At 41.5% G+C, this 24,278-nt stretch carries 17 protein-coding genes; 15 read left to right on the top strand and 2 right to left on the bottom strand.

Annotation, left to right across the window (positions count from 1 at the left end; genetic code table 11):
- Window positions 1-78: 78 nt before the first annotated feature.
- Window positions 79-1,245 carry a formate-dependent phosphoribosylglycinamide formyltransferase gene (gene purT, locus AAG807_RS00245; protein ID WP_341899711.1) on the top strand — a complete coding sequence of 389 codons (1,167 nt, stop codon included), beginning with the start codon at window positions 79-81 and terminating at the stop codon, window positions 1,243-1,245.
- A 170-nt stretch (window positions 1,246-1,415) separates the two neighbouring features.
- A complete protein-coding gene (locus AAG807_RS00240) occupies window positions 1,416-2,615 on the top strand; it encodes a TIGR03862 family flavoprotein (RefSeq protein ID WP_341899709.1) in 1,200 nt (399 codons plus the stop codon).
- 110 nt (window positions 2,616-2,725) lie between these two features.
- Here the strand turns inward: AAG807_RS00240 and AAG807_RS00235 are convergent, their stop codons facing one another.
- Complete coding sequence (locus AAG807_RS00235; protein WP_341899707.1) at window positions 2,726-3,106, bottom strand: hypothetical protein; 381 nt, start codon at window positions 3,104-3,106, stop codon at window positions 2,726-2,728.
- A gap of 323 nt (window positions 3,107-3,429) precedes the next feature.
- Here AAG807_RS00235 and AAG807_RS00230 point away from each other — a divergent pair, with 323 nt between their 5' ends.
- The 9 genes from AAG807_RS00230 (at window position 3,430) to ruvB (ending at window position 16,643) form a co-directional block, all read left to right on the top strand.
- On the top strand, window positions 3,430-4,782 hold the full coding sequence (locus AAG807_RS00230) for a cytochrome c3 family protein (protein WP_341899705.1): 1,353 nt from the start codon (window positions 3,430-3,432) through the stop codon (window positions 4,780-4,782).
- A 33-nt stretch (window positions 4,783-4,815) separates the two neighbouring features.
- Window positions 4,816-8,124 (top strand): TAT-variant-translocated molybdopterin oxidoreductase, encoded by a 3,309-nt coding sequence (locus AAG807_RS00225; RefSeq protein ID WP_341899704.1) that lies wholly within the window; start codon window positions 4,816-4,818, stop codon window positions 8,122-8,124.
- A gap of 20 nt (window positions 8,125-8,144) precedes the next feature.
- Window positions 8,145-9,584, top strand: coding sequence for an NrfD/PsrC family molybdoenzyme membrane anchor subunit (gene nrfD / locus AAG807_RS00220; RefSeq protein WP_341899702.1), 1,440 nt, complete (start codon window positions 8,145-8,147; stop codon window positions 9,582-9,584).
- A 9-nt stretch (window positions 9,585-9,593) separates the two neighbouring features.
- Window positions 9,594-10,130 (top strand): DUF3341 domain-containing protein, encoded by a 537-nt coding sequence (locus tag AAG807_RS00215; RefSeq protein WP_341899700.1) that lies wholly within the window; start codon window positions 9,594-9,596, stop codon window positions 10,128-10,130.
- A gap of 46 nt (window positions 10,131-10,176) precedes the next feature.
- A complete protein-coding gene (locus AAG807_RS00210; protein WP_341899698.1) occupies window positions 10,177-10,920 on the top strand; it encodes a cytochrome c in 744 nt (247 codons plus the stop codon).
- 28 nt (window positions 10,921-10,948) lie between these two features.
- Complete coding sequence (locus tag AAG807_RS00205) at window positions 10,949-12,151, top strand: quinol:cytochrome C oxidoreductase (protein WP_341899696.1); 1,203 nt, start codon at window positions 10,949-10,951, stop codon at window positions 12,149-12,151.
- A gap of 33 nt (window positions 12,152-12,184) precedes the next feature.
- Window positions 12,185-13,534 carry a cytochrome c oxidase subunit II gene (locus AAG807_RS00200; protein WP_341899694.1) on the top strand — a complete coding sequence of 450 codons (1,350 nt, stop codon included), beginning with the start codon at window positions 12,185-12,187 and terminating at the stop codon, window positions 13,532-13,534.
- A gap of 39 nt (window positions 13,535-13,573) precedes the next feature.
- Window positions 13,574-15,382: a cbb3-type cytochrome c oxidase subunit I gene (locus AAG807_RS00195; RefSeq protein WP_341899692.1), complete on the top strand. Its 1,809-nt coding sequence runs from the start codon at window positions 13,574-13,576 to the stop codon at window positions 15,380-15,382.
- Window positions 15,383-15,620: 238 nt separating this feature from the next.
- Window positions 15,621-16,643 carry a Holliday junction branch migration DNA helicase RuvB gene (ruvB, locus tag AAG807_RS00190; protein ID WP_341900760.1) on the top strand — a complete coding sequence of 341 codons (1,023 nt, stop codon included), beginning with the start codon at window positions 15,621-15,623 and terminating at the stop codon, window positions 16,641-16,643.
- Window positions 16,644-16,688: 45 nt separating this feature from the next.
- On the opposite strand, the gene AAG807_RS00185 is transcribed toward ruvB, so the two are convergent.
- A complete protein-coding gene (locus tag AAG807_RS00185) occupies window positions 16,689-17,477 on the bottom strand; it encodes a hypothetical protein (RefSeq protein ID WP_341899691.1) in 789 nt (262 codons plus the stop codon).
- A gap of 186 nt (window positions 17,478-17,663) precedes the next feature.
- Here AAG807_RS00185 and queG point away from each other — a divergent pair, with 186 nt between their 5' ends.
- The 4 genes from queG to AAG807_RS00165 all read left to right on the top strand — a co-directional run bounded on the left by queG (window position 17,664) and on the right by AAG807_RS00165 (window position 24,269).
- The gene (queG, locus tag AAG807_RS00180; RefSeq protein WP_341899689.1) at window positions 17,664-18,620 is read left to right on the top strand and encodes a tRNA epoxyqueuosine(34) reductase QueG; all 957 of its coding nucleotides are present in this window, start codon (window positions 17,664-17,666) and stop codon (window positions 18,618-18,620) included.
- 70 nt (window positions 18,621-18,690) lie between these two features.
- The gene (locus tag AAG807_RS00175) at window positions 18,691-20,955 is read left to right on the top strand and encodes a CotH kinase family protein (protein WP_341899687.1); all 2,265 of its coding nucleotides are present in this window, start codon (window positions 18,691-18,693) and stop codon (window positions 20,953-20,955) included.
- A 127-nt stretch (window positions 20,956-21,082) separates the two neighbouring features.
- Entirely contained in the window at window positions 21,083-22,693 is a 1,611-nt protein-coding gene (locus AAG807_RS00170) for a DUF1800 family protein (RefSeq protein WP_341899685.1), read from the top strand.
- Window positions 22,694-22,715: 22 nt separating this feature from the next.
- A complete protein-coding gene (locus AAG807_RS00165; RefSeq protein ID WP_341899683.1) occupies window positions 22,716-24,269 on the top strand; it encodes a DUF1501 domain-containing protein in 1,554 nt (517 codons plus the stop codon).
- The last annotated feature ends 9 nt before the right edge of the window (window positions 24,270-24,278 follow it).

Genomic DNA, 24,278 nt, shown 5'->3' with positions numbered 1-24,278 from the left:
AATCTCTCCTTCCTTCTTCATCCGTATTCGATGCTTTATTTTATTCTTCCTTTTCACTTTTAACTTTACTTTTGTGCCATGCAAAAGAAAATTTTACTCCTCGGTTCCGGTGAACTTGGAAAAGAACTTGTGATCGCATTGCAACGATTGGGACAAACAGTCATTGCTGTTGATAGTTATGAAAATGCGCCAGCCATGCAAGTTGCTGATTCATTTGAAGTAATCAACATGTTGGATGCCGTTTCGTTGGATGCTATTGTTGCAAAACATCGTCCGGACTTGATTGTTCCGGAAATTGAAGCGATTCGTACGGAACGTTTTTACGAGTATGAGAAAATGGGAATCCAGGTCATTCCTTCAGCAAAAGCGGCAAATTTTACGATGAACCGCAAAGCAATTCGCGATTTGGCTGCAAAAGATTTGGGAGTTAAGACTGCTAAGTACCTCTATGCAAAAACAGGGGAGGAATTTGAAAAGGCTGTTTTGGAAATTGGTATTCCATGTGTTGTGAAACCATTGATGTCCAGTTCGGGTAAAGGTCAATCCGTTATCCGTTCCAAAGAGGAAATAGCGAAAGCCTGGACCTATGCAATTGAAGGTTCACGTGGTGATTTGAAAGAAGTCATTGTGGAAGAATTCATTCCATTTGATTACGAAATAACACTTTTAACGGTGACTCAAAATAACGGAGAAACGTTGTTCTGTGCCCCGATAGGTCATCGCCAGGAGCGTGGTGATTATCAGGAAAGTTGGCAACCTATGCCGATGCATCCCGACCATTTGAAAGAAGCACAGGATATGGCTGCGAAAGTGACCAAAGCTTTAGGTGGTTCCGGTTTATGGGGTGTGGAGTTCTTCATTACGAAAGAAGGGGCCTATTTCTCTGAGCTTTCTCCACGTCCGCACGACACCGGAATGGTAACACTTGCGGGAACCCAAAATTTTAGCGAATTCGAATTACATGCACGCGCAATTCTCGGTTTACCGATTCCATCGATCATCTCCTTGAAGAATGGTGCAAGTGCTGTTGTATTGGCGAATAAGGAATCAGAAAATGCGCCTACTTTTTCCGGTTTGGAAGAAGTATTGCAAGTAGAAGGTTCGGATGTGCGTATTTTTGGAAAACCAACTACACGACCTTATCGCAGGATGGCGGTTGTATTGTATTCCGGAGATCAGGAAGTAAAACAGATTACCGATAAGGCAAAGGAACTGGCTGCAAAAATCACCATCAACTACCGCTAAGCGGGTGTGAAGGAAGAGTGTGCGAGTGAATCCTTTAATAATTGCACTCAAACTCGGGTCTGGAAAGTGTAACCAGTGAAGAGGTATTTCTCATTTTGTTTCAGTGTGAGAGAAGGAGAGAGGGGAAGAGTTTGGAACGAACTAATTTATTCAAAATACCAGTCAAAAATTTGAAACGAATCATAATTATTGGTGGCGGACCAGCTGGATTGATGGCTGCCACTCAATTGTTGAAGAGCGATTGTGAAATTCTATTATTGGACCAAAAGGCCAGTGTAGGAAGAAAATTCCTGGTTGCCGGAGACGGCGGGTTTAATCTGACCCATTCTGAAACACCCAGTGAATTTCGGGATAAGTATGATTCAGAGTGGATCAAGAAAGCAATCAGACAGTTTTCAAACAAGGATTGGATCAAGTTCCTGAAGCAAATAGGAATCGAGACAAAAGTGGGGTCGTCCGGAAAGATCTTTCCGGCGGATGAGATTAAACCGATCCAGGTGTTGAATGCCTGGAAGGAATTTCTAGCTCCGAAAGTGCAATTTATGTTGAATACACGCTTTGTGAACTTTGATGAAAATCAGGTTGAGGTGGATATTTCGACTTCGCTCAATACCCCTGGCAAAACGGAAAAGCTGGATTTCGATTACCTGGTTTTGGCCCTTGGCGGAAAATCATGGTCTGTAACCGGCTCGGATGGAGCCTGGTTTCCGATTCTTGCGCAAAAGGGGATTGCTCTGAATGAGTTTCTACCGAGTAATTCGGGCTTGGTTCTGTATGAAAACTGGCTGGGTGACCTGGAAGGAAAAATTTTAAAGAATATTCAGACTAGTTGTGGAAATCAAAGCTGTACAGGTGATTTAACCATTACTCAATATGGGGTAGAAGGAAAACCTGCTTATGCGATTAATGGCGCCTTAAGAAAAATGGAAAAACCCGTTTTTAAAGTTGATTTCAAACCTCAAATGACGAGTGATAAAGTCTTTGAAATTTTGAAAAAGGCAAAAAATCCATCTCAAGGATTGAAAGAGTTGAAATTGGGTGAAGTAGCTATTTTTTGGATCAAGACTTTTGTTTCCAAAGAGCGGTTTCTGAATCCGAAGGAATTGACAAAAGCGATCAAGGAATTTCCGATTGGAATCAAAGGATTCAGACCGATCGATGAGGTGATTTCGACTGCTGGAGGAGTTGCTGATTCGGAAATCTCAGAGTTTGGTGAATTGAATCAATTTCCAAACGTATTTGTTGCCGGTGAAATGATCGATTGGGATGCTCCAACTGGTGGGTACCTCATTCAGGGTTCTGTTTCAAGCGGGTATGTTGCGGGGAAAGCAATTTCTCGTGCCTTCGACTCCGCTCAGTCACCGGAATAAAATCGACAGATTGACCCGGTCAGTGCTTTCAAAAGAGAGCCTTTTAATTAGAAATTAAAGGATTAAAATTGCTGGATAGAATCGGATAAGTTGGCTGAGCGGAGTCGAAGTCACTGGTCGATTCGCGGTAAATTGATCTTCTCTTTCACCACGAAACCTGTAGGGAATTGTGCAGCTGTAGCCGTTTTCACCTTTTCGGCTTCCAGTTGCGTCCGGAAATCTCCAACCTTCAGGAAATAATGTGGTGCGATGAATTCTACATACGTGTCCACTTTCGGAAATATCGAAACGAATTTCGACCGTGCATCGTCAATGAATGATTTGTTTGTGTCGAATGCCAATTGGAGACGATATCCATTGATTTCCGGAGTTGCCGATTGCCCTTGATTACGCACCAAATCATCAATTCTACTGTCTTTTACGATAGCTACTTGTGCATTTCCGAAAAGGGAAATAACCGATAGGGTTGTTATCAAAATCATTTTTTTCATATCGAACATCTTTCGGCAAAGTTAATTGAAATTTTGCACGTGCTCAATTCAATCCTCAATTACTGAATTCACTGAAAAAAATCATACCGGAATAGGAGCTTAAAACCACCCGAAACGGATGTAAGTTGTAGCAAATTAGGGTATTGTTAAGAAATGTGAAAGAATAAACTTATTTAGAATCATTTTAAATTAAAAAAACACGTGCAGAAATTGTCATAAAACTGTCACGGAAACCCCTTATTCTTCTAAATTTGCCAACGTTAATTGCTGTGTTAACATAGTATTGACAACGTATTGTAGAAACAAAAATATCTAATAATCAGATGTTTAGAAGTATAAAACAATGGTGTATCGGTGCGCTTTCAACAGTGTTTGTTGTTGGTGCATTTGATGGTTTAGCTCAAGCTCCAGATGGTGGAGCCTTGTTCAAAGCGAAGTGTGCTACATGTCACGCTCCTCACAAAGATGGTACTGGTCCCAAATTGTTTCACGTCCGTGATAAATGGACAGCTGGTGGAGCAAAAGAAGGGTCTATCTATCAATGGGTAGCTAACTGGAGTGCAGCAGCAGCAGCAGATCCGTATGCAAAGCAGGTTTCTAACTCGAAACCAACTGCGATGAATACATTTCCGGATTTGGCTGGAAAGCAAAAGGAAATCGACGCGATTTTTGATTGGGTTGATTCCCAACCTGATCCGAATGATCCGGCTAATGCAGGAGCTGCCGGGGCATCCGCAGGTGGTTCTGTGTCTGCTACCGGTGAGGTAGAAGAAGACAGTCTTTCATGGGTTTGGATCCTGATGGGAGTTGTTTTCGTTGTGATCATTATGGCTGTTGGTGGAGTTCGCCGTCAGTTGAGAAATGCAACGAAAGAAAACGACGGTCAATCGGTAAATGAAGAGCTTTCATTCTCTCAGGAGTTTAAGGCATGGGCTTGGAAGTACAAGCGTTATGTTGGTCTTGGAGGATTGGTGATTACACTTTCATTGATTGTTTCCTTGTTCCTTTCGCTTTACTCGATCGGTGTATTGGAGGATTACCAACCGTCTCAACCAATCGAATTCCCGCATGATATCCATGCAGGTAAAAATCAAATCGATTGTAAGTATTGTCACCATTCAGTTGATAACGGAAAAACTGCTAGTATTCCATCTGTGAATGTTTGTATGAACTGTCACAAACAGATTGCTGGAAATACTCCTGAACAGCAAGAGAAAATTGCTAAGATTTATGCTGCTGCCGGATATGATCCTGCAACCATGTCCTATTCAGGAAAAACAAAAGAGATTATCTGGAACAAGGTACATGTATTGCCTGATCACGTTTACTTCAATCACCAACAACACGTTGTTGCAGGTCAGGTTGATTGTAAGCAATGTCACGGTGATATGGCGAAGATGAATGAAACAGCGAAAGTTCAACCGGTTGCTGAATTGAACAAGGTAGAAGGGAATATTCCTTTGACAAAAGCTACTTTGACAATGGGATGGTGTATCGAATGTCACGCTGAAAAAGAAATCTCTTCAGGATCATTGGATTCAAAAGGAAGCAACTATTACAACGAAATACATAACCGTTTGCTAAAAGACAGAAAATTATACAACAAATTCCTAGCGGACAAAAAAATAACGGTTAAAGAATTAGGTGGTTGGGAATGTGCTAAATGTCACTATTAATCAATCTCGAACAGTAGAACAAAGATTATGGCTATGTCAAAAAAATATTGGAAAGGTCTTGATGAATTGCATGAAACACCTGCATTCGTTGAGTCAAGAGATCGTGAGTTTGCTCCGTCTGTTTCTGTTGACGAATTCTTAGGTGATGATCAACTTGCTGAAACATCTACGGCACGTCGTGACTTCTTGAAATTCTTAGGATTCAGTGTTGCAGCTGCTACAGTTGCAGCTTGTGAGGCTCCGGTTACTAAAGCTATTCCTTACGTTGTTAAACCGGAAAACGTAACACCGGGTGTTGCAACTTGGTATGCTTCCACTTATTATGATGGAAATGCGTATGCAAGTATCGTAGTTAAAACACGTGAAGGTCGACCTATTTTTATTAAAGGAAATAAAGATTTCGGATTTACACAAGGGGCATTGACTCCTCAAATCGTATCATCTGTTCTTTCACTTTATGATAGTGCTCGTTTGAAAACGGCTCAGTCTAAAGGAAAAGATATTTCTTGGGATAAATTGGATGGAGCTGTTAAAGCTTCTTTGGCTGATATTAAAAAATCAAAAGGTAAAGTTGCCTTTGTTGCAAACTCAGTGATCTCTCCTTCTATGCAAGGTGCAATTGTAGATTTGTCTACAAGTATCTACGGAGAAACGAAAGATGCGGCTGGAATGCCAACAGTTCACCCGAACTTTAACTTTATCCAATACGATGCAATTTCTTACGCTGGAATGCGTGAAGCAAATATGGAGTCTTTCGGAATGCGTTCTATTCCGGATTATGACTTTTCACAAGCTAAAACAATTGTGAGTATCGGTGCAGACTTCTTAAGTACTTGGTTGCTTGGTAATGCATTCTCTGCTGATTATGGTAAACGCCGTAATCCGGATGGAGAGTGGATGAACAAACATTTCCAGTTCGAGTCTGTTATGTCAATCACTGGTTCAAACGCGGATTACCGTGGAATGATCAAGCCAAGTGAGCAGGCAAACGTATTGTCTTATATCCTTGGAAAATTTGGAGTGAACACAGGCGTTGCTTCCACTTTACCGAAAGAGGCGAAAGCTGTTGCAGATGCTGCGGCAAAAGCGTTAAAAGCTTCCAAAGGAATGTCATTGGTTGTTTCAGGTTCCAACAATAAAGCGATTCAGATTCTTACGAATAAATTGAATAGCGTATTGGGAGCTTACGGAAAAACAATCCGTTTCGACAAACAATTGCAGATGTTCCAATCCGAAGATGCGAAAATGCAGAAATTGGTTTCTGATGTGATCGCTGGAAAAGGTCCGGATGCAGTATTCTTTATGGGAACAAATCCTGTTTACAACTTGCCGAACGGTAAGGAGTTTGCAGCTGCCCTTGAAAAAGTGAAATTGAGCGTTTCATTATCCGGTTACGGAGATGAGACTGCTACAAAATGTTCATACATTGCTCCTGATCACCATGCATTGGAATCTTGGATGGATTTCAATCCTAAAGCTGGTCATTACGCAATCGCACAACCAACTATTCGTCCTTTATTTGACACAGCTTCTTCTATGGAGTCTTTGTTAGTTTGGGCAGGGTTGAAAAACCGTGGAGGAAAAGATTCACGTGTAGCATACGAATACATTCAAAAGAATTGGGAACTATATGGTTTCCCTGGTCAAACGAAATATACAGACTTCAGTACTTATTGGGAGATGGCTATTCACAATAGCTGTAACGAAGACATGGTGATGCCTCCAATGGCAGCTCCGGCTTTCAATGACGCTTCCATGGGCAAAGTTGCTGGTAAATTGCCAAAAGCGGGTTCTATTGAAGTAGTGTTATACCAAAAAGCAGGTATTGGAAATGGTGATATGGCAGGTAACCCATGGTTGCAAGAGATGCCGGATCCAATTTCAAAAGTGACTTGGGATAACTACATTACCATGTCTCCTGAGACAATGAAGAAAGATGGTTATGCAACTACTTTCGACCAGGAGAACGGATTGAACATGGCAACTGTGAAAGTTGGAAATGAATCAATCACACTTCCTGTTTATCCATCACCGGGACAAGCTGCCGGTACTATCGGTATCGCTTTGGGTTACGGACGTGGTGAAGGGAATGAAGAAATCGGAAATGCAGCTTTCGTAACGAAAGAGTATGGAGGTTTCCAATTAGATGAGAAAGGTAACCGCGTATCGGTTGGTAAAAATGCATTCCGTTTCCTTACATGGGAAAATGGAACTTACCAAAACAATGTTGCTGGTACTTTGACATCCGAAATCGCAAAAGGAAAATACCCGATCGCAGCTACGCAAATTCACCACACGGTGATGTCCCGTAACTCAATTGTGAAGGAAACTACTTTAGATATTTATCAAAACGAAGAGCCTGGAACTTACAATCACAAGCACGTGTTACATACACATGAAGGTGAAGTTCCGATTTCAGAGTTTGACCTATGGGATGCACATCCTATTGAACACGTTGGTCACCGTTGGGGAATGGCAATCGACTTGAACCAATGTTTTGGTTGTGGAGTTTGTATCGTTGCTTGTCAATCTGAAAACAACATTCCGGTAGTTGGTAAAGACGAAGTTCGCAGAGGTCGTGAAATGCACTGGTTGCGAATTGACCGTTACTTCGCTTCAAGCGAAGAGGCTGCAGTAGGAACACGTAAGGATCCTGTTTTAGGACATTTGGATTATGTTGAATCTGAAATCCCAACTGCAAATCCTGCGGTAGTTCACATGCCGATGATGTGTCAGCAATGTAACCACGCTCCGTGTGAAACGGTTTGTCCGGTTGCTGCTACAACACACTCCAATGAAGGATTAAATCAAATGACTTATAACCGTTGTATCGGTACACGTTACTGTGCTAACAACTGTCCTTACAAGGTTCGTCGTTTCAACTGGTTTAACTACCCATCTTACAAGAAATTTACTGAAATCAATCCTGCTCAGGACGATATAGGACGTATGGTATTGAATCCGGATGTCACAGTTCGTACTCGTGGTGTGATGGAGAAATGTTCATTCTGTGTTCAAAAGATCCAATCAGCTAAATTGGATGCGAAAGTTCAAAACAGAACCGTTCAGGATGGAGAAGTTCAAACTGCTTGTTCTGATGCTTGTCCGGCCGGAGCGATTACATTCGGTGACTGGAATGATGTAAACTCTCAGATTCGTAAAGTATCTGCTGACAAACGTTCTTACCAGGCTTTAGAAGAAGTAGGTGTTAAACCAAATATTTGGTATCAGGTTAAAATTCGTAACAACGAAAACGCTGATTTGGATAAGTTGGCAGCTGCAGAGCATCATGCTGGTCATGGAGCGCATGCTGAGAAACATGAAAGTAAGTCAAATCATTAATTGCTTAAAATTAAAGTCTAATGCATAAGGAAGCTGCAATTCGTGAACCCCTCATACTAGGTCACAAAACGTATCATCAAATTACTGAGGATGTATGTAAGCCGATTGAGGATAAAGCACCACGCATGTGGTACATTTTATTCGGTATCGCTTTGGTTATCGGATTATACGGAGTAGGATGTATCTTTTACTTGTTAGGAACAGGTATCGGAGTTTGGGGATTAAACAAAACTGTCGGATGGGCTTGGGATATCACCAATTTCGTTTGGTGGGTAGGTATCGGTCACGCCGGAACCCTGATCTCTGCCGTATTGTTATTGTTCCGTCAAAAATGGAGAATGGCGATTAACCGTTCTGCTGAGGCGATGACCATTTTCGCGGTATTCATGGCAGGTTTGTTTCCGTTGATTCACATGGGTCGTTTATGGGTAGGTTACTGGACGCTTCCATTGCCAAACCACTTCGGATCATTGTGGGTAAACTTCAACTCACCATTGTTATGGGACGTATTCGCGATTTCAACTTATCTTTCCGTATCCTTGGTATTCTGGTACATCGGTTTGATTCCTGACTTCGCAACAATCCGTGATAGAGTGAAGAAACCGATTCCAAAGAAAATGTATTCGATTCTTTCTTTCGGATGGTCAGGTCGCGCTAAGCACTGGAACCGTTTCGAATTGGTATCGTTGGTACTTGCAGGGGTAGCTACTCCATTGGTATTCTCGGTTCACTCGATTGTATCCTTTGACTTTGCCACATCGGTTATTCCGGGATGGCATACGACTATCTTCCCTCCTTACTTCGTAGCAGGAGCCGTGTTCTCTGGTTTTGCCATGGTACAGACGCTTCTACTAGTAATGCGTAAGGCAATGAAGTTGGAAGCTTACATTCACACAAGACACGTGGAGTATATGAACATCGTAATCATGGTAACAGGTTCGATCGTTGGTACAGCTTATATTACAGAGTTATTCATTTCATGGTATTCAGGTGTTGAGTATGAGGCATACGCTTTCTTCAACAGAGCAGCAGGTCCATACTGGTGGGCATACTGGTCCATGATGACTTGTAACGTGGTATCTCCTCAGTTGATGTGGTTCAAGAAATTACGCAGAAGTTTATTGTTTACATTCATTATTTCGATCGTTGTAAACATCGGTATGTGGTTCGAGCGTTATGTAATTATCGTGACATCCATTCACCGCGATTACTTACCATCTTCCTGGTCTATGCACTACCCGAGTCATATCGACTTAGGTGTATATGTCGGAACGATCGGTCTGTTCTTCGTATTCTTCTTATTGTTTGCTCGTTTCTTCCCGGTATTGGCTTTGAACGAATTGAAAACAATCTTGAAATCTTCAGGTGAATCTTATAAGAACGATACCGCTCCGGTTCACCCTTATTTTGCTAAACACGGTCACGGACACGATGACCATGATAATACTCATAATCATTAATAGAGAGACATGGCAGAGAAAGTAATTTATGCAATGTATGACGACGACGATGTGCTAAAAGATGGCGCAAAGAAGTTAGTCGCTAAAGGAGTTAAAGTAGCTGACGTGTTTTCTCCGTTCCCGATTCACGGAATTGATCCGATCATTGGGGTGAAACAAACACGTTTAGGTATTATGGCGTTCTTGTACGGTTTGACCGGAACTGCATTGGCAACTTTTGGAATGAATTATTTCATGATTCATGACTGGCCGATGAACATTGGTGGAAAACCGAATGACAGCTATCTGGACAACGTACTTGCTTTCATTCCGATTACGTTTGAGTTCACGGTTTTGTGTGCTGCTCACGGGATGGCAATCACTTATTTATTATTGAATAAGACTTTGCCGGGAATGCCTGCAACGAATCCGGATCCTCGTACAACAGATGATAAGTTCGTAATGGAATTGCGTTTGTCTGACAACGGTCAATTTTCCGAAGGGGAATTGATGGCGATGTTGAATGAGACTGGAGTGATAGAAGTAGATCAAAAAGATATTCATTAATTAACTGTAGAGCGTAAGTCTTACAGCGTTTTAAAGACCAATACAGATGAAAGTAAAATTCAAGGCATTTGCACAGTTTTCATTAGTAGCGTTGCTAGCGGCAGCGTGTACTTCTGATCCTGATAGTGCAGGTTTGGAATACATGCCTGATATGTATCGTTCTCCTGCGATTGAACCATATGTTGATTATGGTGAGGTTCGTGGTCAGATCAATGATGAACTAAAAATGCGACGTTCCGCAATGGTTCCACCGCGTTATGCAATTCCTTATATGGGTACTGATTCGGCAACTGTCCATACCTTACTTCCATACCACCGTATGCCAGGTAGATTGTTTGCAGCATCACACGGTTTATACCAGTATGATCTGTCTTCGAATGCAGATGCGGATTACGAGTATAAAATGGCTGCTGCTGATGTGAATCCATTGAAGTTGACTTCCAAGGAGGTTGCTGATAAGATTTTCGCAGAAGGAAAAGCATTGTACCAAATCAACTGTAATCACTGTCATGGTGAGAAAGGTGACGGAGAAGGTCCGATGGTGAAATCCGGTGCTTATTCCGGTGCGGCTGTTTTGAGTGGTTTAGCAATCAAGGAAGGACAGATGTTCTATTCTATTTACTACGGTAAAAACATGATGGGGGCACATGCTTCTTTGTTGAATAAGAAAGAGATCTGGACTTTGGTGCACTATGTAAGAAAGTTCCAGGATGCAAAGTACGGAACGTTTGATGCAAACGGTGTTCCGGCTTGGGGTTCTATGGCACAAGCGCCAGATACGACAATGTAATATTTACTAAGAAAGAAAACGAATAAAAATGGAATTCAAAGTTTCATCAAAAGCAAAATCCCTTACGGTAATCCTGATGTTGTTAGGAGTTATCGGCATCTGTTTGGGTGTTTGGGTTGAGTTTACAGATTCTCATCATAACGGAGAACATTTTCAAACACGTTTCTTAGGGAACTTATTGGTTGATAGCTTCTTCTTCTTCGCAATCGGTTTAGGAGCCTTGTACTTCCTGGCATTGCAGTATGCAACTGAAACAGGATGGTATGCTTCTGTGAAGCGCATCATTGAAGGAGTGGCTGGTTATTTACCATATGGTATTGCTTTGATGCTTGTTACCTTATTGACTATCTCCCTTATGAAAGGTGGAGGTATCTATATGTGGATGGACAATGCACATGTAGAGCACGATCCGATCCTGGTAAAAAAATCAGCTTATTTGAACCAAACTTTCTTCTGGATCAGAACATTGGCTTACATGGGTGTTTACTTCATTTTCTGGAGAGGATTCAAAATGCGTTCATTGGAAGAGGATAAAATCGGAGGAACTGCGATTCACTTCAAAAACTACAAAAAGGGAGCTTTGTTCCTTGTATTCTTTGCGGTGTTCTCTTCAACTTCTGCATGGGACTGGATCATGTCAATTGATGCACACTGGTTCTCTACCTTGTTCGGATGGTACGTATTCGCAGGAATGTGGTGTTCAACAATGGTTGTTTTGGTGACTTTGACATTGTATTTGAAAAAACAAGGATATTTAAGTAAAGTAAATGAAAACCACATCCACGATTTAGGAAAATGGACATTTGCAACATCTTTCTTATGGTCTTATTTGTGGTTCTCTCAATTCATGTTGATCTGGTACGCAAATATTCCGGAAGAGGTAACATACCACTTAACACGTATTGAGGATTTCAAATTATTGTACTTCGGTATGTTCTTCATCAACTTCGCATTCCCGATGTTGTTGTTAATGTCTCGCGATGCAAAAAGACACGCTGGTGTATTGACTGCAGTTGGAGTAATCATTTTCGCAGGTCACTGGGTAGATGCATACTTGATGGTAATGGGAGGTTCAATGGGTAAATCCGCGTACATCGGTGCGATGGAAATCGGTATGGCTTTATTGTTCTTAGGGTTCTTTATTCGAATCATCTTAACGAACCTAACGAAAGCTCCACTGATGCCGGTAAATCACCCATTCTTGGACGAAAGTATTCACCACGAAATTTAATAGGGCACTTGTTGTTACGATAAAATAAAAAACATGACAAAGCTAATCGTATTAATAGTTATCATTTTAGGAGTTATTGCCATAGCACAGTTGGTGCGCATGTATGAGCTTTCTTCTAAATTAAGAAATCGTCGTGAGGAAGATGTTCCGAATCGCGATAACCGTTTGAATGCAACCTTATTATTGGTGTTTATGTTTGCATTTTTCGCATCTGTATTGTACCTATTCGTAGAGTATGGTTATACAGGTCGTGGAGAGGCAGCTTCGGTTCATGGAAAAGGAACTGACTGGTTGATGAATTTGAACATGTTTATCATTATTGCAGTATTCTTCTTAACGAACGGATTGCTTTTTGGATTTGCATTCAAGTACGTTCGCAAACCTGGAGTAAAAGCATATTGGTTCCCACACGATAATCGTTTGGAGTTGGTATGGACAGTTGTTCCGGCAATTGTTCTTGCTGTGATTATCATCTTAGGTTTGAAATCGTGGAACGAGCAAACAGATAAATCTCCTGATGAAGCCATTCGATTGGAGTTGTTCTCTAAGCAATTTGACTGGACAGTTCGTTTGGCTGGTGATGACAATACCTTGGGTTACTTTGATTACAAATTGACAAACGAAAACAACCCGTTGGCTTTGTTGACTACGAAAACGATCCAGGATGCAATTGACAGCATGGAAAACAGTTCAACAGGTATTCACGCTTTGGAGTCTAAATTGAATGACCCTAAATTGATTTTCGTTCCGGAAGATCATGATTTGATGGTGAAAGATTTGGCTAGAAAAGAGCGTATGATTCGTATGTTGTATCAGTTGAAAGCTCGTCACAGCAGTGCATTGGATGCGCGTGCAATGGACGATATTCCATTCAATGCGAATGATACATTGTACTTATGTAAAGGTCAGGATTACGAATTCAACTTTAGATCGAAAGATGTGATCCACTCTGCATTAATGCCTCACTTCCGTGCTCAGATGAATACGGTTCCTGGTCAAACAACACGTTTTAAATTACAGCCTACAATCGCTACTTGGGAAATGCGCGAGAAAATGCACAATCCTAAGTTCAATTACATCTTGATGTGTAACAAGATCTGTGGATCATCTCACTACAAAATGAAATTGATGGTAGTTGTTCTGGACAAACCGGCATACAATAAATGGTATTTGGGAGTCTCTTATGTTGATTCTGAGAAACAACAAGCTGAATTGAAAAAGATTTTGGGTCATAAACCGACAATGGAAGAGCGTCAGGAATGGTTGAAAAAATCGAAAGTGTTCAAGTTGACGTACGCATTGACAAAGCCAGCTGAAGTTCCGGCTGCAGCGCCGACAGATTCAATTCCTGCACCTGTGGCAGTAGTACCAGCAGTACAATAATTCAGTTAATTAAGTAAAAACAGTATAATAAATAAAATCATGGCAGCTCACGAAGCACACGCACCTCACGACGCTCATGGACATCATCACCATGAAGAGGGTTTTATTTCTAAATATATTTTTAGTCAAGACCATAAAATGATTGGAAAGCAGTTCTTGATGACTGCTGTGTTCATGGGTGTAGTAGCGATGCTATTATCCATCTTGTTCCGTATTCAGTTGGCTTGGCCAGGTGAGGAATCAGACTTCTTATCGTTTTTCTTGGGTGAAACTTGGGCTCCGGGAGGAGTAATGAAAGAAAGTATGTACTTAGGATTGGTTACTATCCACGGTACAATCATGGTATTCTTCTTGTTGACAGGTGGATTGTCCGGTACATTCTCGAACTTACTTATTCCGTTGCAAATCGGTGCACGTGATATGGCTTCAGGTTTCTTGAACATGTTATCCTATTGGATGTTCCTGATTTCGTCATTGATCATGTTGTTCTCTTTGTTTATCGAAACAGGACCAGCATCTTCAGGTTGGACGATCTACCCTCCATTATCTGCATTGCCTCAAGCAATTGAAGGTTCAGGTTTGGGTATGACCATGTGGTTGGTATCCATGACTATTTTCATCGCTTCGTCTTTGTTAGGTTCATTGAACTATATCGTTACGATTTTCAACTTGCGTACAAAAGGAATGAAAATGACTCGTTTGCCATTGACAATCTGGGCATTCTTCATTACTGCAATCTTAGGGGTATTGTCTTTCCCGGTTTTATTATCAGCTGCATTGTTGTTGATGATGGACCGTTTGGCAGGAACGTCTTTCTACCTTTCCGATATCATCGTTGGTTCTGAAATGTTAGAGAATCACGGAGGATCGCCATTATTGTACCAACATTTATTCTGGTTCTTAGGTCACCCGGAGGTATACATCGTATTATTACCGGCACTTGGTCTGACATCTGAGATCATCTCTACGAATTCACGTAAGCCGATCTTCGGTTACCGCGCAATGATCGGTTCGATCCTGGCTATCGGTTTCTTATCGTTCATCGTTTGGGGTCACCACATGTTTATTACCGGTATGAATCCGTTCATCGGTTCGGTATTCGTATTTACAACTTTATTGATTGCGATTCCTTCAGCTGTAAAAGTGTTTAACTACATTACTACAATCTGGAGAGGTTCCAATATCTACACTCCGGCTATGTTGTTCTCAATCGGATTGGTTTCTACGTTCATCACTGGTGGTGTAACAGGAATCATCCTGGCGGATTCAGCATTGGATATCGCAGTTCACGATACGTATTTCGTGGTAGCTCACTTCCACATTGTAATGGGTATGTCAGCTGTATTCGGAATGTTCGCCGGTGTTTATCATTGGTTCCCTAAAATGTACGGACGTATGTTGAACATGCGTTTGGGATATGCACATTTCTGGGTGACTATCGTTGGAGCATACGGAGTATTCTTCCCAATGCACTTTGTTGGATTAGCAGGAGCTCCTCGTCGTTATTATGATTATTCTGTGTACGGTGATTTTGATAAGCCAACACAAGATATGATTATGGACCTGAATGTGATTATCACGGTGTTTGCAATTATCGCAGCATTCGGTCAATTGATTTTCTTATTCAATTTCTTCTACAGTATTTACAGAGGTCCGAGAGCGGTTCAGAACCCTTGGAGATCAAATACATTGGAATGGACAACTCCTGTAGTACATGTTCACGGAAACTGGCCTGGAGCTATTCCTGAAGTGCACCGTTGGCCATATGATTACTCTAAGCCAGGAGCAGAAGAAGATTTTATTCCTCAAATTGTTCCTTTAAGAGAGGGCGAAGAAGGAGATCATTAATAAAAAGCTTACATAAATTAAAGGCGGTTCGAAAGAGTCGCCTTTTTTATTTTAACCACATTTTGAGCCAAGACTTTTAGAGATAGGAGTCAAGACAAATTGATTAGTTAAAAGGGAAAATCAACGAAAGAGCGAAACGTTTAAAAGCATTCTCAATTATAAATTCTCCATTTTCAATTTGTCTTGACTCATGAAGTCTTGTCTCTTGACTCCTATTTTGTATTTTTACAATCAGTATATGGAAGAGGAATCATTTGACTACAGATCCGAAGCATCGAATCCGGAAAAGGAATACGACAAAGTATTACGCCCAAAATTATTGAATGATTTTGCCGGGCAACCACAAGTGGTAGAAAATCTGGAGATTTTTGTCAAGGCTGCCACCCAGCGAAATGAACCTTTGGATCACGTGCTGCTTCACGGTCCTCCGGGGTTAGGGAAAACTACTTTAGCCAATATCATTGCCAATGAACTAAAAGTAGGATTTAAAGTCACCAGCGGTCCGGTTTTGGACAAGCCGGGTGATCTTGCTGGACTTTTAACCAACCTTAGTGAGGGGGACGTGCTTTTCATTGATGAGATCCATCGGTTGAGTCCGGTTGTGGAAGAATACCTTTATTCCGCGATGGAAGATTACTGCATCGATATTCTGATTGATTCAGGAGCGAATGCACGAACTGTTCAGATTACATTGAACCCATTTACCCTAATTGGTGCAACAACGCGTTCAGGATTGCTTACAGCGCCTTTAAGAGCACGATTCGGAATCAATTTGAGATTGGAATACTACGATTTGGAAACATTGGTTTCCATTATTGAGCGATCAGCAGAGTTATTGGATATTCCAATCCATGAACAGGCTTCGTATGAAATTTCCCGAAGAAGCAGGGGTACACCACGGATAGCGAATTCCATTTTGCGAAGAGTTCGTGACTTTGCTCAGGTAAAAGGAGATGGAACTATTACGCTTGCAATTACACAGCACGCGCTGGATGCATTGAACGTGGATAAATACGGTTTAGATGAAATGGATAACCGTATTCTGAAAACCTTGATAGATAAATTCAAAGGTGGACCGGTTGGACTTACTACGATTGCTACTGCAATTGGTGAAAATGCCGGAACATTGGAAGAAGTCTATGAGCCGTTTTTAATCCAGGAGGGATTTCTGATGCGGACGCCCCGAGGAAGAAAAGCAACTCAAAAGGCTTTTGAGCATCTGGGTTTTGATTTCGGATGGCAGCAAGGGGGATTGTTTTAAATAGTAAGGGCGGAAAATTTTCCGCCCTTACTATTTAGATAGCTGTTATAAATATTGATTGGCTACCAGCCATTTTACAATTCGTTCCAATACCAATTGATTGCGGTCAATAGCAGATGCACTGAATGTTACATTATCAGATGAAGCCATTGGGACAGTACGTTTCAAATTGTCTTTCATCGTCTGCATTTCACAATTTTTCGCATTGTTACCACCTGTAAATGTTGCTTTGGCAATAGTCACACCGGAAGGCAATTTGAATTCGTAAGTATCGTTACCTGTGCTTTTCACACTGATATCCTTAAAGCTTCCGATTACTTTTGAATCCTGTTCAATGTTCTTATCCTCTTTCAAATTGATAGGCCAGCTTTTGTTACGACCAACAAGAGTATAATTCATAGCGATCTTTGGTGCTTTTCCTTTCTTTGCAATAAATTCCTGTACTTTTTGCTCATCTAATTTTCCATCAGCAAAAATTCCACTTTTCCCTAGTAGCTTGGCAAACGACTTTTCGGCTCCCATTTTAGATACGGTGAAAATCCCAATTTGATTAGCAGTCAAAAAAGTAAGACGGTAGAAATGATCCATATTGTTGTTGGGATCTTGTTCAAATTCGCCCGCGTATGCAGCGATAATCAATTTTTCTCCGTCCATTGAACTAACTTCGAATGTACTGGTTAGACCCATGTTTTCGGTGTCTTTGATCTTGGTGATTTTAGCTACTTCTACTCCATCAATGGTTAAAAGGCCCTCAACATAAGTGTATTCGGATTTTTGAGCAAATAAGGTGGACGCAACAACTAAAGGAAGCATCAATAAAATGATTTTTTTCATAGAGATGATTTTTGTTTTCGCAAAGATATGGAATAACAACTTCGCCGAGAAAAATTAACGAAAAGTTTAGTTATTATTGGCTTAAACGGAATCAGCTCTTGTTATTTTCAAAACTCGATCGGTATGTGTAATTTTATATGCCGTTCGTATCAATAAGAACACAAACAAGTCGCTATGTTCTAAACCATGCAACAAGATCAATTAAAAAATCTGATTCGTACAAAAGCAGAAGAAATCGGCTTCTTGCATGTGGGGTTTTCCAAAGCTGATTTCTTAGCATCGGAAGAACCCCGATTGGTCAATTGGCTAAAGACTGAAAAGCATGGGAAGATGTCCTACATGGAAAACCACTTCGATATGCGATTGGATCCACGCATCTTGGTTCCGGGGGCAAAGACGGTTATTTCCCTGGCATATAATTATTTCCCCCAAACCACCCAACGAGCTGATTCCTTCCTGATTTCGAAATATGCATATGGCAAAGACTATCACGATGTTGTCAGAGCGAAATTGAGACAACTCGTAGCCGAATTACAGGAAGAAATCGGAGAAATTGAAGGGCGTGTTTTTGTGGATAGTGCACCCATCCTTGAAAAGGCGTGGGCCGAAAAAAGTGGCGTGGGTTGGCTGGGAAAAAACGGGAATCTGATTCAACCCAAGGCAGGATCCTTTTTCTTCCTGGCTGAAATTATCTGCGATTTGGTATTGGAACCTGATGGACCAATCCGCGATTATTGCGGTACATGCACCAAATGTATTGACGCTTGTCCCACAGATGCCATTGAAGCTCCCTATATTGTGAACGGCTCCAAATGCATTTCGTATGCAACCATTGAATTGAAAGACTCGGATTTACCCGAGTTGTTTCGTGGTAATATGAAGAATTGGGTTTACGGTTGTGACATTTGTCAGGATGTCTGTCCATGGAACCGCTTTTCGAAGCCCCATGACAATTTGGAATTTGAACCGAAGCTGGAAATTCTGAATTTTTCAAAGCAAGACTGGCTGGAATTGGATGAACTTACTTTCCAATCCCTTTTCAAAGGAAGTGCTGTAAAAAGAACCAAGTTTTCGGGTTTGAAGAGAAACATTGTTTTTGTCGATTCCACTTCAGAAAATCCTGATTTCACAGAAAAAAATTGATACAATTCATTTTGTTTTAATGATTTATTAAACTTTTGGTAATAGTTTGCATCTTAGGGGAAACTACAAGATGAAACAGACTCTCCTATTGGTGGTGCTTACGTGCACCCTTTTTACTAAATCTTCCCTTGCACAGGGATTCTATGACAGATCAACCGTTCAAAAGATCGAGATTTTCTTCAGTGCTTCGAATTGGGATGCACAGCTGGATGCACTTGCTTCCACAACGGAAGATTATTTGTTGGCAGATTCTGTTCGGATCAATGGAACTTCCTTCGACAGTGTTGGTGTAAAATACAAGGGAAACAGTTCCTATAATCAAAATAACAATAAGAACCCTATCCACATCGAATTGGATTATGTACACGGTAGTTACGATTATCAGGGGTATACAGATATCAAATTACAGAATGGATATCAGGACCCATCCGTGATTCGCGAGGTGCTTTCTTATGCAATTCTGGAACAGTACATGGATTGTCCGAAGGCAAATTTTGCCAATGTTTATATCAATGGAACATTGCGTGGGGTATATTCCAGCGCAGAATCGATTAATTCCAAGTTCAATGGCGACCACTATTATACATCCGATGGCTCATTTTTCAAGTGCAATCCGATTGGGGGAGCAGGTCAGGGAACCTCGGTTAATCCTGATTTGAAATATTTGGGTGCGGATAGTTCGCTTTATGCCAATGGTTACGAATTGAAATCGGATTACGGATGGAATGATCTGGTGGATTTGACAAATACCCTGAACAATAACTTTTCGACAATTGAATCCAAATTGGACATGGATCGCGCAATCTGGATGCTGGCGTTCAACAATGTATTGGTGAATCTGGATTCCTACTCCGGAGCATTTCGTCAGAATTATTATCTGTACAGGGATTTGAATGACCGATTTATTCCGACTGTTTGGGATTTGAACATGAGTTTCGCCGGTTTCCCCGGAGGTCCAACTCAAGGGCAGTCCTATACGGCAACTACACTTGATCCTTTTTCAAACAGTACGTCAGCAAATCATCCGTTGATCCAGAAAATACTCGCTAATCCGATGTATAAACGCATGTATATGGCTCATCTTAGAACCATCGTTCAGGAAATTTTTGCTTCCGGAGATTACCTGACAACAGCCAATACATTGCGAACTACCATTGATGCTTCCGTTCAGGCGGATCCGTATAAGTTTTATACCTATACACAATTCCAGAATGGGTTGACAACAACGGTTACAGGTGGTGGACCCGGAGGAGGATCCGTTCCCGGAATTCAACAATTGATGGCTGCAAGAGTCACCTATTTTCAGTCGAATGCGGACTACTTGTTGGCGGCTCCAACGATTACAGCTTATGCAGCAAGTAATAATTCACCCAATTACGGAGAAACAGTTACGATTACGGCTACCTGTACAAATGAATCTTCGGTTTATTTGGGTTACCGTTTAGAGCATCCGCTAAGATTCAACCGCGTTCAACTATTTGATGATGGAATGCACAATGATGGTGCGTCTGGAGATCATGTTTATGGAGCAGATGTCGTTTTGAATGGCATTACGATGGAGTATTACATCTATGCTGAAAATGCAAATGCAGGGATTTTCAGTCCGGCTCGCGCAGAACATGAATTTCACACCTTGAATGTTACAATCGTTTTGCCTGCTTTGGGCGATATTCTGATCAACGAATTAATGGCAGACAATGGTTCAACTGCGACCGATTCAAATGGTGAAAATGATGATTGGGTTGAATTGTATAATCATACCTCAACAGCAAAAGATTTGTCAGGATTGTATTTGACAGATGATATTACCAATTTGACCAAATGGCAAATTCCAATCGGAACTGCTGTCAATGCCAACGATGTATTGGTTATCTGGGTGGATAATGACTCCGAGCAAAGTGGGTTGCATGCCAATTTCAAATTGAGTGCTTCGGGTGAATCTGTTGTGCTTTCGGACGGAACAACCATTTATGATCAAGTTGATTTCGGAACCCAAACAACGGATATTTCCTATGCTCGTTGTCCGGATGGAGGAACCTTTACATTTACCGATCCTACATTTGATGCCTTGAATAACTGTGCTTTGGGCTTGAACGAATGGTCTTTATCAGCAGCGCGCATTTATCCGAATCCAAGTAATGCGAATTTCACCATTCAAACGGATGTTAATGGAATTTACGCAGTTTATGATTTGTCCGGACGTGAGGTTGCAACCGGTTCTTTGGATACTTCCTTAACGGTATTGGATGCCCAAATGTGGCATGCCGGAACGTATTTGATGCGAATCCAGGATAATCAGGGGAATGTGCAAACAAGTCAATTGATTAAATACTAAATCGGGGCATTTTGGTTGTTGAATAGGGGGCTTTATAGCGCAAACTAGTTGAAAATCGCAAGATACTTAGTTCATCTTGTCAGTTCCGACTTTTTGTGCTAAATTCCTCCCGCTAAAACATACTATTATGATTCCTGAAGAAAATGTACAGGAGCCCATCTCATTAAGTTTAACTCCATACACTGGCGCGTGGACAAAAGCAGAAGCTGCTCATTTGTTGCGAAGAACCATGTTTGGTCCGACTTTTACTCAGATTACACAAGCTGTATCGAATGGGATGAATGCTACCGTAGCCCAATTGCTAACTCTTCCAAGTGTTTCGCCTCCATTGGCTTTTCACCCTGATGAAGCTATCACGGCAGTTGGGTCGACCTGGATTAATGACGTATATCCGGCTAGTCCCAGTCCGACAAATAATGCACGCTTGTATTCATTGGGAGCTTGGTTCATGCAGCGCATCAATCAGCCAACCGTGAGTATTCAAGAGAAAATGTGTTTGTTCTGGGACAACCATTTTGGTGTGGACGGGACCAATGAGGCGAAAGCTGTTTACGGAATGCATGAAAAGTACCGGTTGAATTGTCTTGGAAACTTTAAACAGTTGGTCAAGGACATGACAATCGATCCGATGATGCTTTTGTTCCTGAACGGAGCGACAAACAATCTTTTCTCTCCCAATGAAAATTACGCAAGAGAATTATTGGAACTGTTTACAGTGGGTAAAGGACCTCAGGTTGGAACGGGCGATTATACGAATTATACCGAAGCGGACGTTGCTGCAGGAGCTAAAATCCTGACCGGTTGGACGGTTGCCGATCTATACAGTACCACTGTGAGTCAACCTTCCAGTGTCTTTTATTCGGTATTGCACGATACTTCAAGCAAAACCCTGAGCTCTTATTTTGGTTCGGCTGTCGTTTCCGATGCCGGGAATGCAGAGTACGCAAATTATGTAGACATTATTTTCAGTCAGCCGGATATGGCGAAGTATCTGTGTCGGAAGATCTACCGATGGTTTGTCAACTATGACCTGACAGCTAGTGTGGAAAGTACTGTAATCGCGGATATGGCTTCTACATTGACTTCGAATAATTTTGATGTATTACCTGTAATCGACCAATTGCTGAAAAGTGAACATTTTTATGATATTTCTGTTCGTGGAGCGATCATCAAGAATCCGCTGGAGTTATTATTCAGCATGCTGAATGCATCCGGTTCTGTTCCGGGTTATTCCGTTCCGATCAATTATGAGATTTATCTGAACCTTTACTACATGGCTCAAGTCATGGGAATGGAATATTTGAGAGCTCCGAGCGTTGGAGGTTGGACAGCATATTATCAAACTCCTGCCTTCACTCGATTATGGGCCAATTCCAGTTTGTTGAAACTCCGATTTGATTTGGGAGCAATGATGACCGTTACGAATGGAATTGTGGTGAGCGGAAATGCATTTAAACTGAATGCGTTGAACTTCGTCAATAATTTGAGTCTACCGTCAAGTGCACCACAGGTAATTGATGATATCCTGACGGTATTTACCTGTAAGGGAGTTTCTGTTACGGAGAAAGCGGTTTTGAAGTCTATTTTGACGAATGGACAACCTGATTTTGAGTGGACGATCCAATACAATGATTACATAGCCGATCCGGGGAATACCACTTTAAGTGGTCCGGTGCGCCAGCGGGTGGAATTGGTACTTTATAGATTGTTCCAGTTGCCTCAATCCCAAGTAATGTAAGTGTAGACCAAAATCAGAAATTATGAAAAGAAGAAATTTTGTACAGTCGGTTGCACTTTCATCCATTGGAGTGCCACTCGTTTTAAAGAACTTTAAATTTGGAGCCGTAACGGAAGATTTATTTGAAACTTCTAAATCTGCTCAAGATAGAGTATTGGTCATTATCCGATTGAATGGAGGAAATGACGGATTAAACACCTTGGTTCCACTAGATCAATATGCCAACTTATCCATTCAGCGATCCAATATCCTGATTCCACAGAATCAACTATTGACGATTACTCCTGCCAATGCATTGCATCCATCCATGTCCGGAATGAGAGACATGTTCAATAATGAGCGCTTATCTATTATTCAGAATGTCGGATATCCGGAACAAAACAGGTCGCATTTCAGATCGATGGATATCTGGACTTCCGGAATGTTAGATCAAAACGCAACGCGTGGTTGGTTGGGTCGTTACCTGGATCAGGAGTTTCCGAACTTCCCGGATGATTATCCGGATACACAAAACCCGGATCCGTTTGCGATCAGCATGGGATATGAAGTATCAGCAACTTGTCAGGGATTGGCGGCAAACTTTTCAGTCGCGATCAACAATCCATTCGACAGCTACAACCTGGTTGAATCGGGTCAAGTGAACGACGGAACCTATTACGGTTCGCACATGGAATACCTATCGACTTTGATTACGCAGGCGAATGCATACGGAGCTCAGGTAAATGCTGCGGCAAATGCAGGAAGTTCACTCTCCACGATGTATGATCCGAATGATGATGTGTCGAAAAACCTGAAATACATCGCACAGATGATTTCCGGAGGATTGAAGACAAAGATTTACATAGTGAATGTGAATGGATTCGATACACACGATGCACAGGTTGTTTCGGGAGCACCGACAACCGGAACGCATGCGAATTTACTTTCACGTGTTTCTACTGCCGTTGCGGCATTCCAAAATGATCTAAGCCTACTTGGTTTGGAAAATCGGGTTGCCGGAATGACCTTTTCCGAATTTGGAAGACAGGTTGCTTCCAATGCCAGTGATGGAACGGATCATGGTGACGCTGCTCCATTGTTCTTGTTTGGTGCATGCATCAGTAGTGGTATTGTTGGACCAAATCCGGTTATTTCCAATACGATTGTGGATCAGGTCGGTGTTCCGATGCAAATTGATTTCAGAGACGTCTATGCATCCATTTTGAGAGATTGGTTTGAGGCCGATGCAACGGAGATCCAGGGAATGTTTGAGCAGACCATCAACTTTATTCCGGTGCTGGATTCGTGTAATTTAGGATTGGATGAACATTCGAAGGAAAGTGATGTATTGATTTTCCCGAACCCTTGCGTGGATCAGACGACACTGAAGTTTAAATGCTCCGGTGAAAAAGTCACTATTCGTGTATACGATACGAGTGGAACATTGATCAGTGAAGTGTGTTCGAAAGAGTTCCAACCCGGAGAGCATCTGGTTCCAATTGATATGGAGGGGAAACCGTCCGGAAATTATATCATCACAATCCACAAGAATTCCGGAACATTTAACAAGAAGTTCATCAAATTGAAAAATATCTGATACTAAAAA

Source organism: Fluviicola taffensis DSM 16823 (assembly GCF_943372375.1).
In the GTDB taxonomy this organism is placed as follows: Bacteria; Bacteroidota; Bacteroidia; order Flavobacteriales_D; family Crocinitomicaceae; genus Fluviicola; species Fluviicola taffensis_A.
Note: the sequence above shows the minus strand (reverse complement) of the source record. Positions and strands in the feature narration are given on the sequence as shown.

What these genes read in the sequence shown, in the direction of transcription:
- AAG807_RS00170 (WP_341899685.1), top strand. Translation starts at nt 21,083, where the DNA reads ATGATTCCTGAAGAAAATGTACAGGAGCCCATCTCATTAAGTTTAACT.
- AAG807_RS00225 (WP_341899704.1), top strand. Translation starts at nt 4,816, where the DNA reads ATGTCAAAAAAATATTGGAAAGGTCTTGATGAATTGCATGAAACACCT.
- AAG807_RS00165 (WP_341899683.1), top strand. Translation starts at nt 22,716, where the DNA reads ATGAAAAGAAGAAATTTTGTACAGTCGGTTGCACTTTCATCCATTGGA.
- AAG807_RS00205 (WP_341899696.1), top strand. Translation starts at nt 10,949, where the DNA reads ATGGAATTCAAAGTTTCATCAAAAGCAAAATCCCTTACGGTAATCCTG.
- ruvB (WP_341900760.1), top strand. Translation starts at nt 15,621, where the DNA reads ATGGAAGAGGAATCATTTGACTACAGATCCGAAGCATCGAATCCGGAA.
- queG (WP_341899689.1), top strand. Translation starts at nt 17,664, where the DNA reads ATGCAACAAGATCAATTAAAAAATCTGATTCGTACAAAAGCAGAAGAA.
- nrfD (WP_341899702.1), top strand. Translation starts at nt 8,145, where the DNA reads ATGCATAAGGAAGCTGCAATTCGTGAACCCCTCATACTAGGTCACAAA.
- AAG807_RS00215 (WP_341899700.1), top strand. Translation starts at nt 9,594, where the DNA reads ATGGCAGAGAAAGTAATTTATGCAATGTATGACGACGACGATGTGCTA.
- AAG807_RS00185 (WP_341899691.1), bottom strand. Translation starts at nt 17,477, where the DNA reads ATGAAAAAAATCATTTTATTGATGCTTCCTTTAGTTGTTGCGTCCACC.
- AAG807_RS00195 (WP_341899692.1), top strand. Translation starts at nt 13,574, where the DNA reads ATGGCAGCTCACGAAGCACACGCACCTCACGACGCTCATGGACATCAT.
- AAG807_RS00210 (WP_341899698.1), top strand. Translation starts at nt 10,177, where the DNA reads ATGAAAGTAAAATTCAAGGCATTTGCACAGTTTTCATTAGTAGCGTTG.
- purT (WP_341899711.1), top strand. Translation starts at nt 79, where the DNA reads ATGCAAAAGAAAATTTTACTCCTCGGTTCCGGTGAACTTGGAAAAGAA.
- AAG807_RS00235 (WP_341899707.1), bottom strand. Translation starts at nt 3,106, where the DNA reads ATGAAAAAAATGATTTTGATAACAACCCTATCGGTTATTTCCCTTTTC.
- AAG807_RS00230 (WP_341899705.1), top strand. Translation starts at nt 3,430, where the DNA reads ATGTTTAGAAGTATAAAACAATGGTGTATCGGTGCGCTTTCAACAGTG.
- AAG807_RS00175 (WP_341899687.1), top strand. Translation starts at nt 18,691, where the DNA reads ATGAAACAGACTCTCCTATTGGTGGTGCTTACGTGCACCCTTTTTACT.
- AAG807_RS00200 (WP_341899694.1), top strand. Translation starts at nt 12,185, where the DNA reads ATGACAAAGCTAATCGTATTAATAGTTATCATTTTAGGAGTTATTGCC.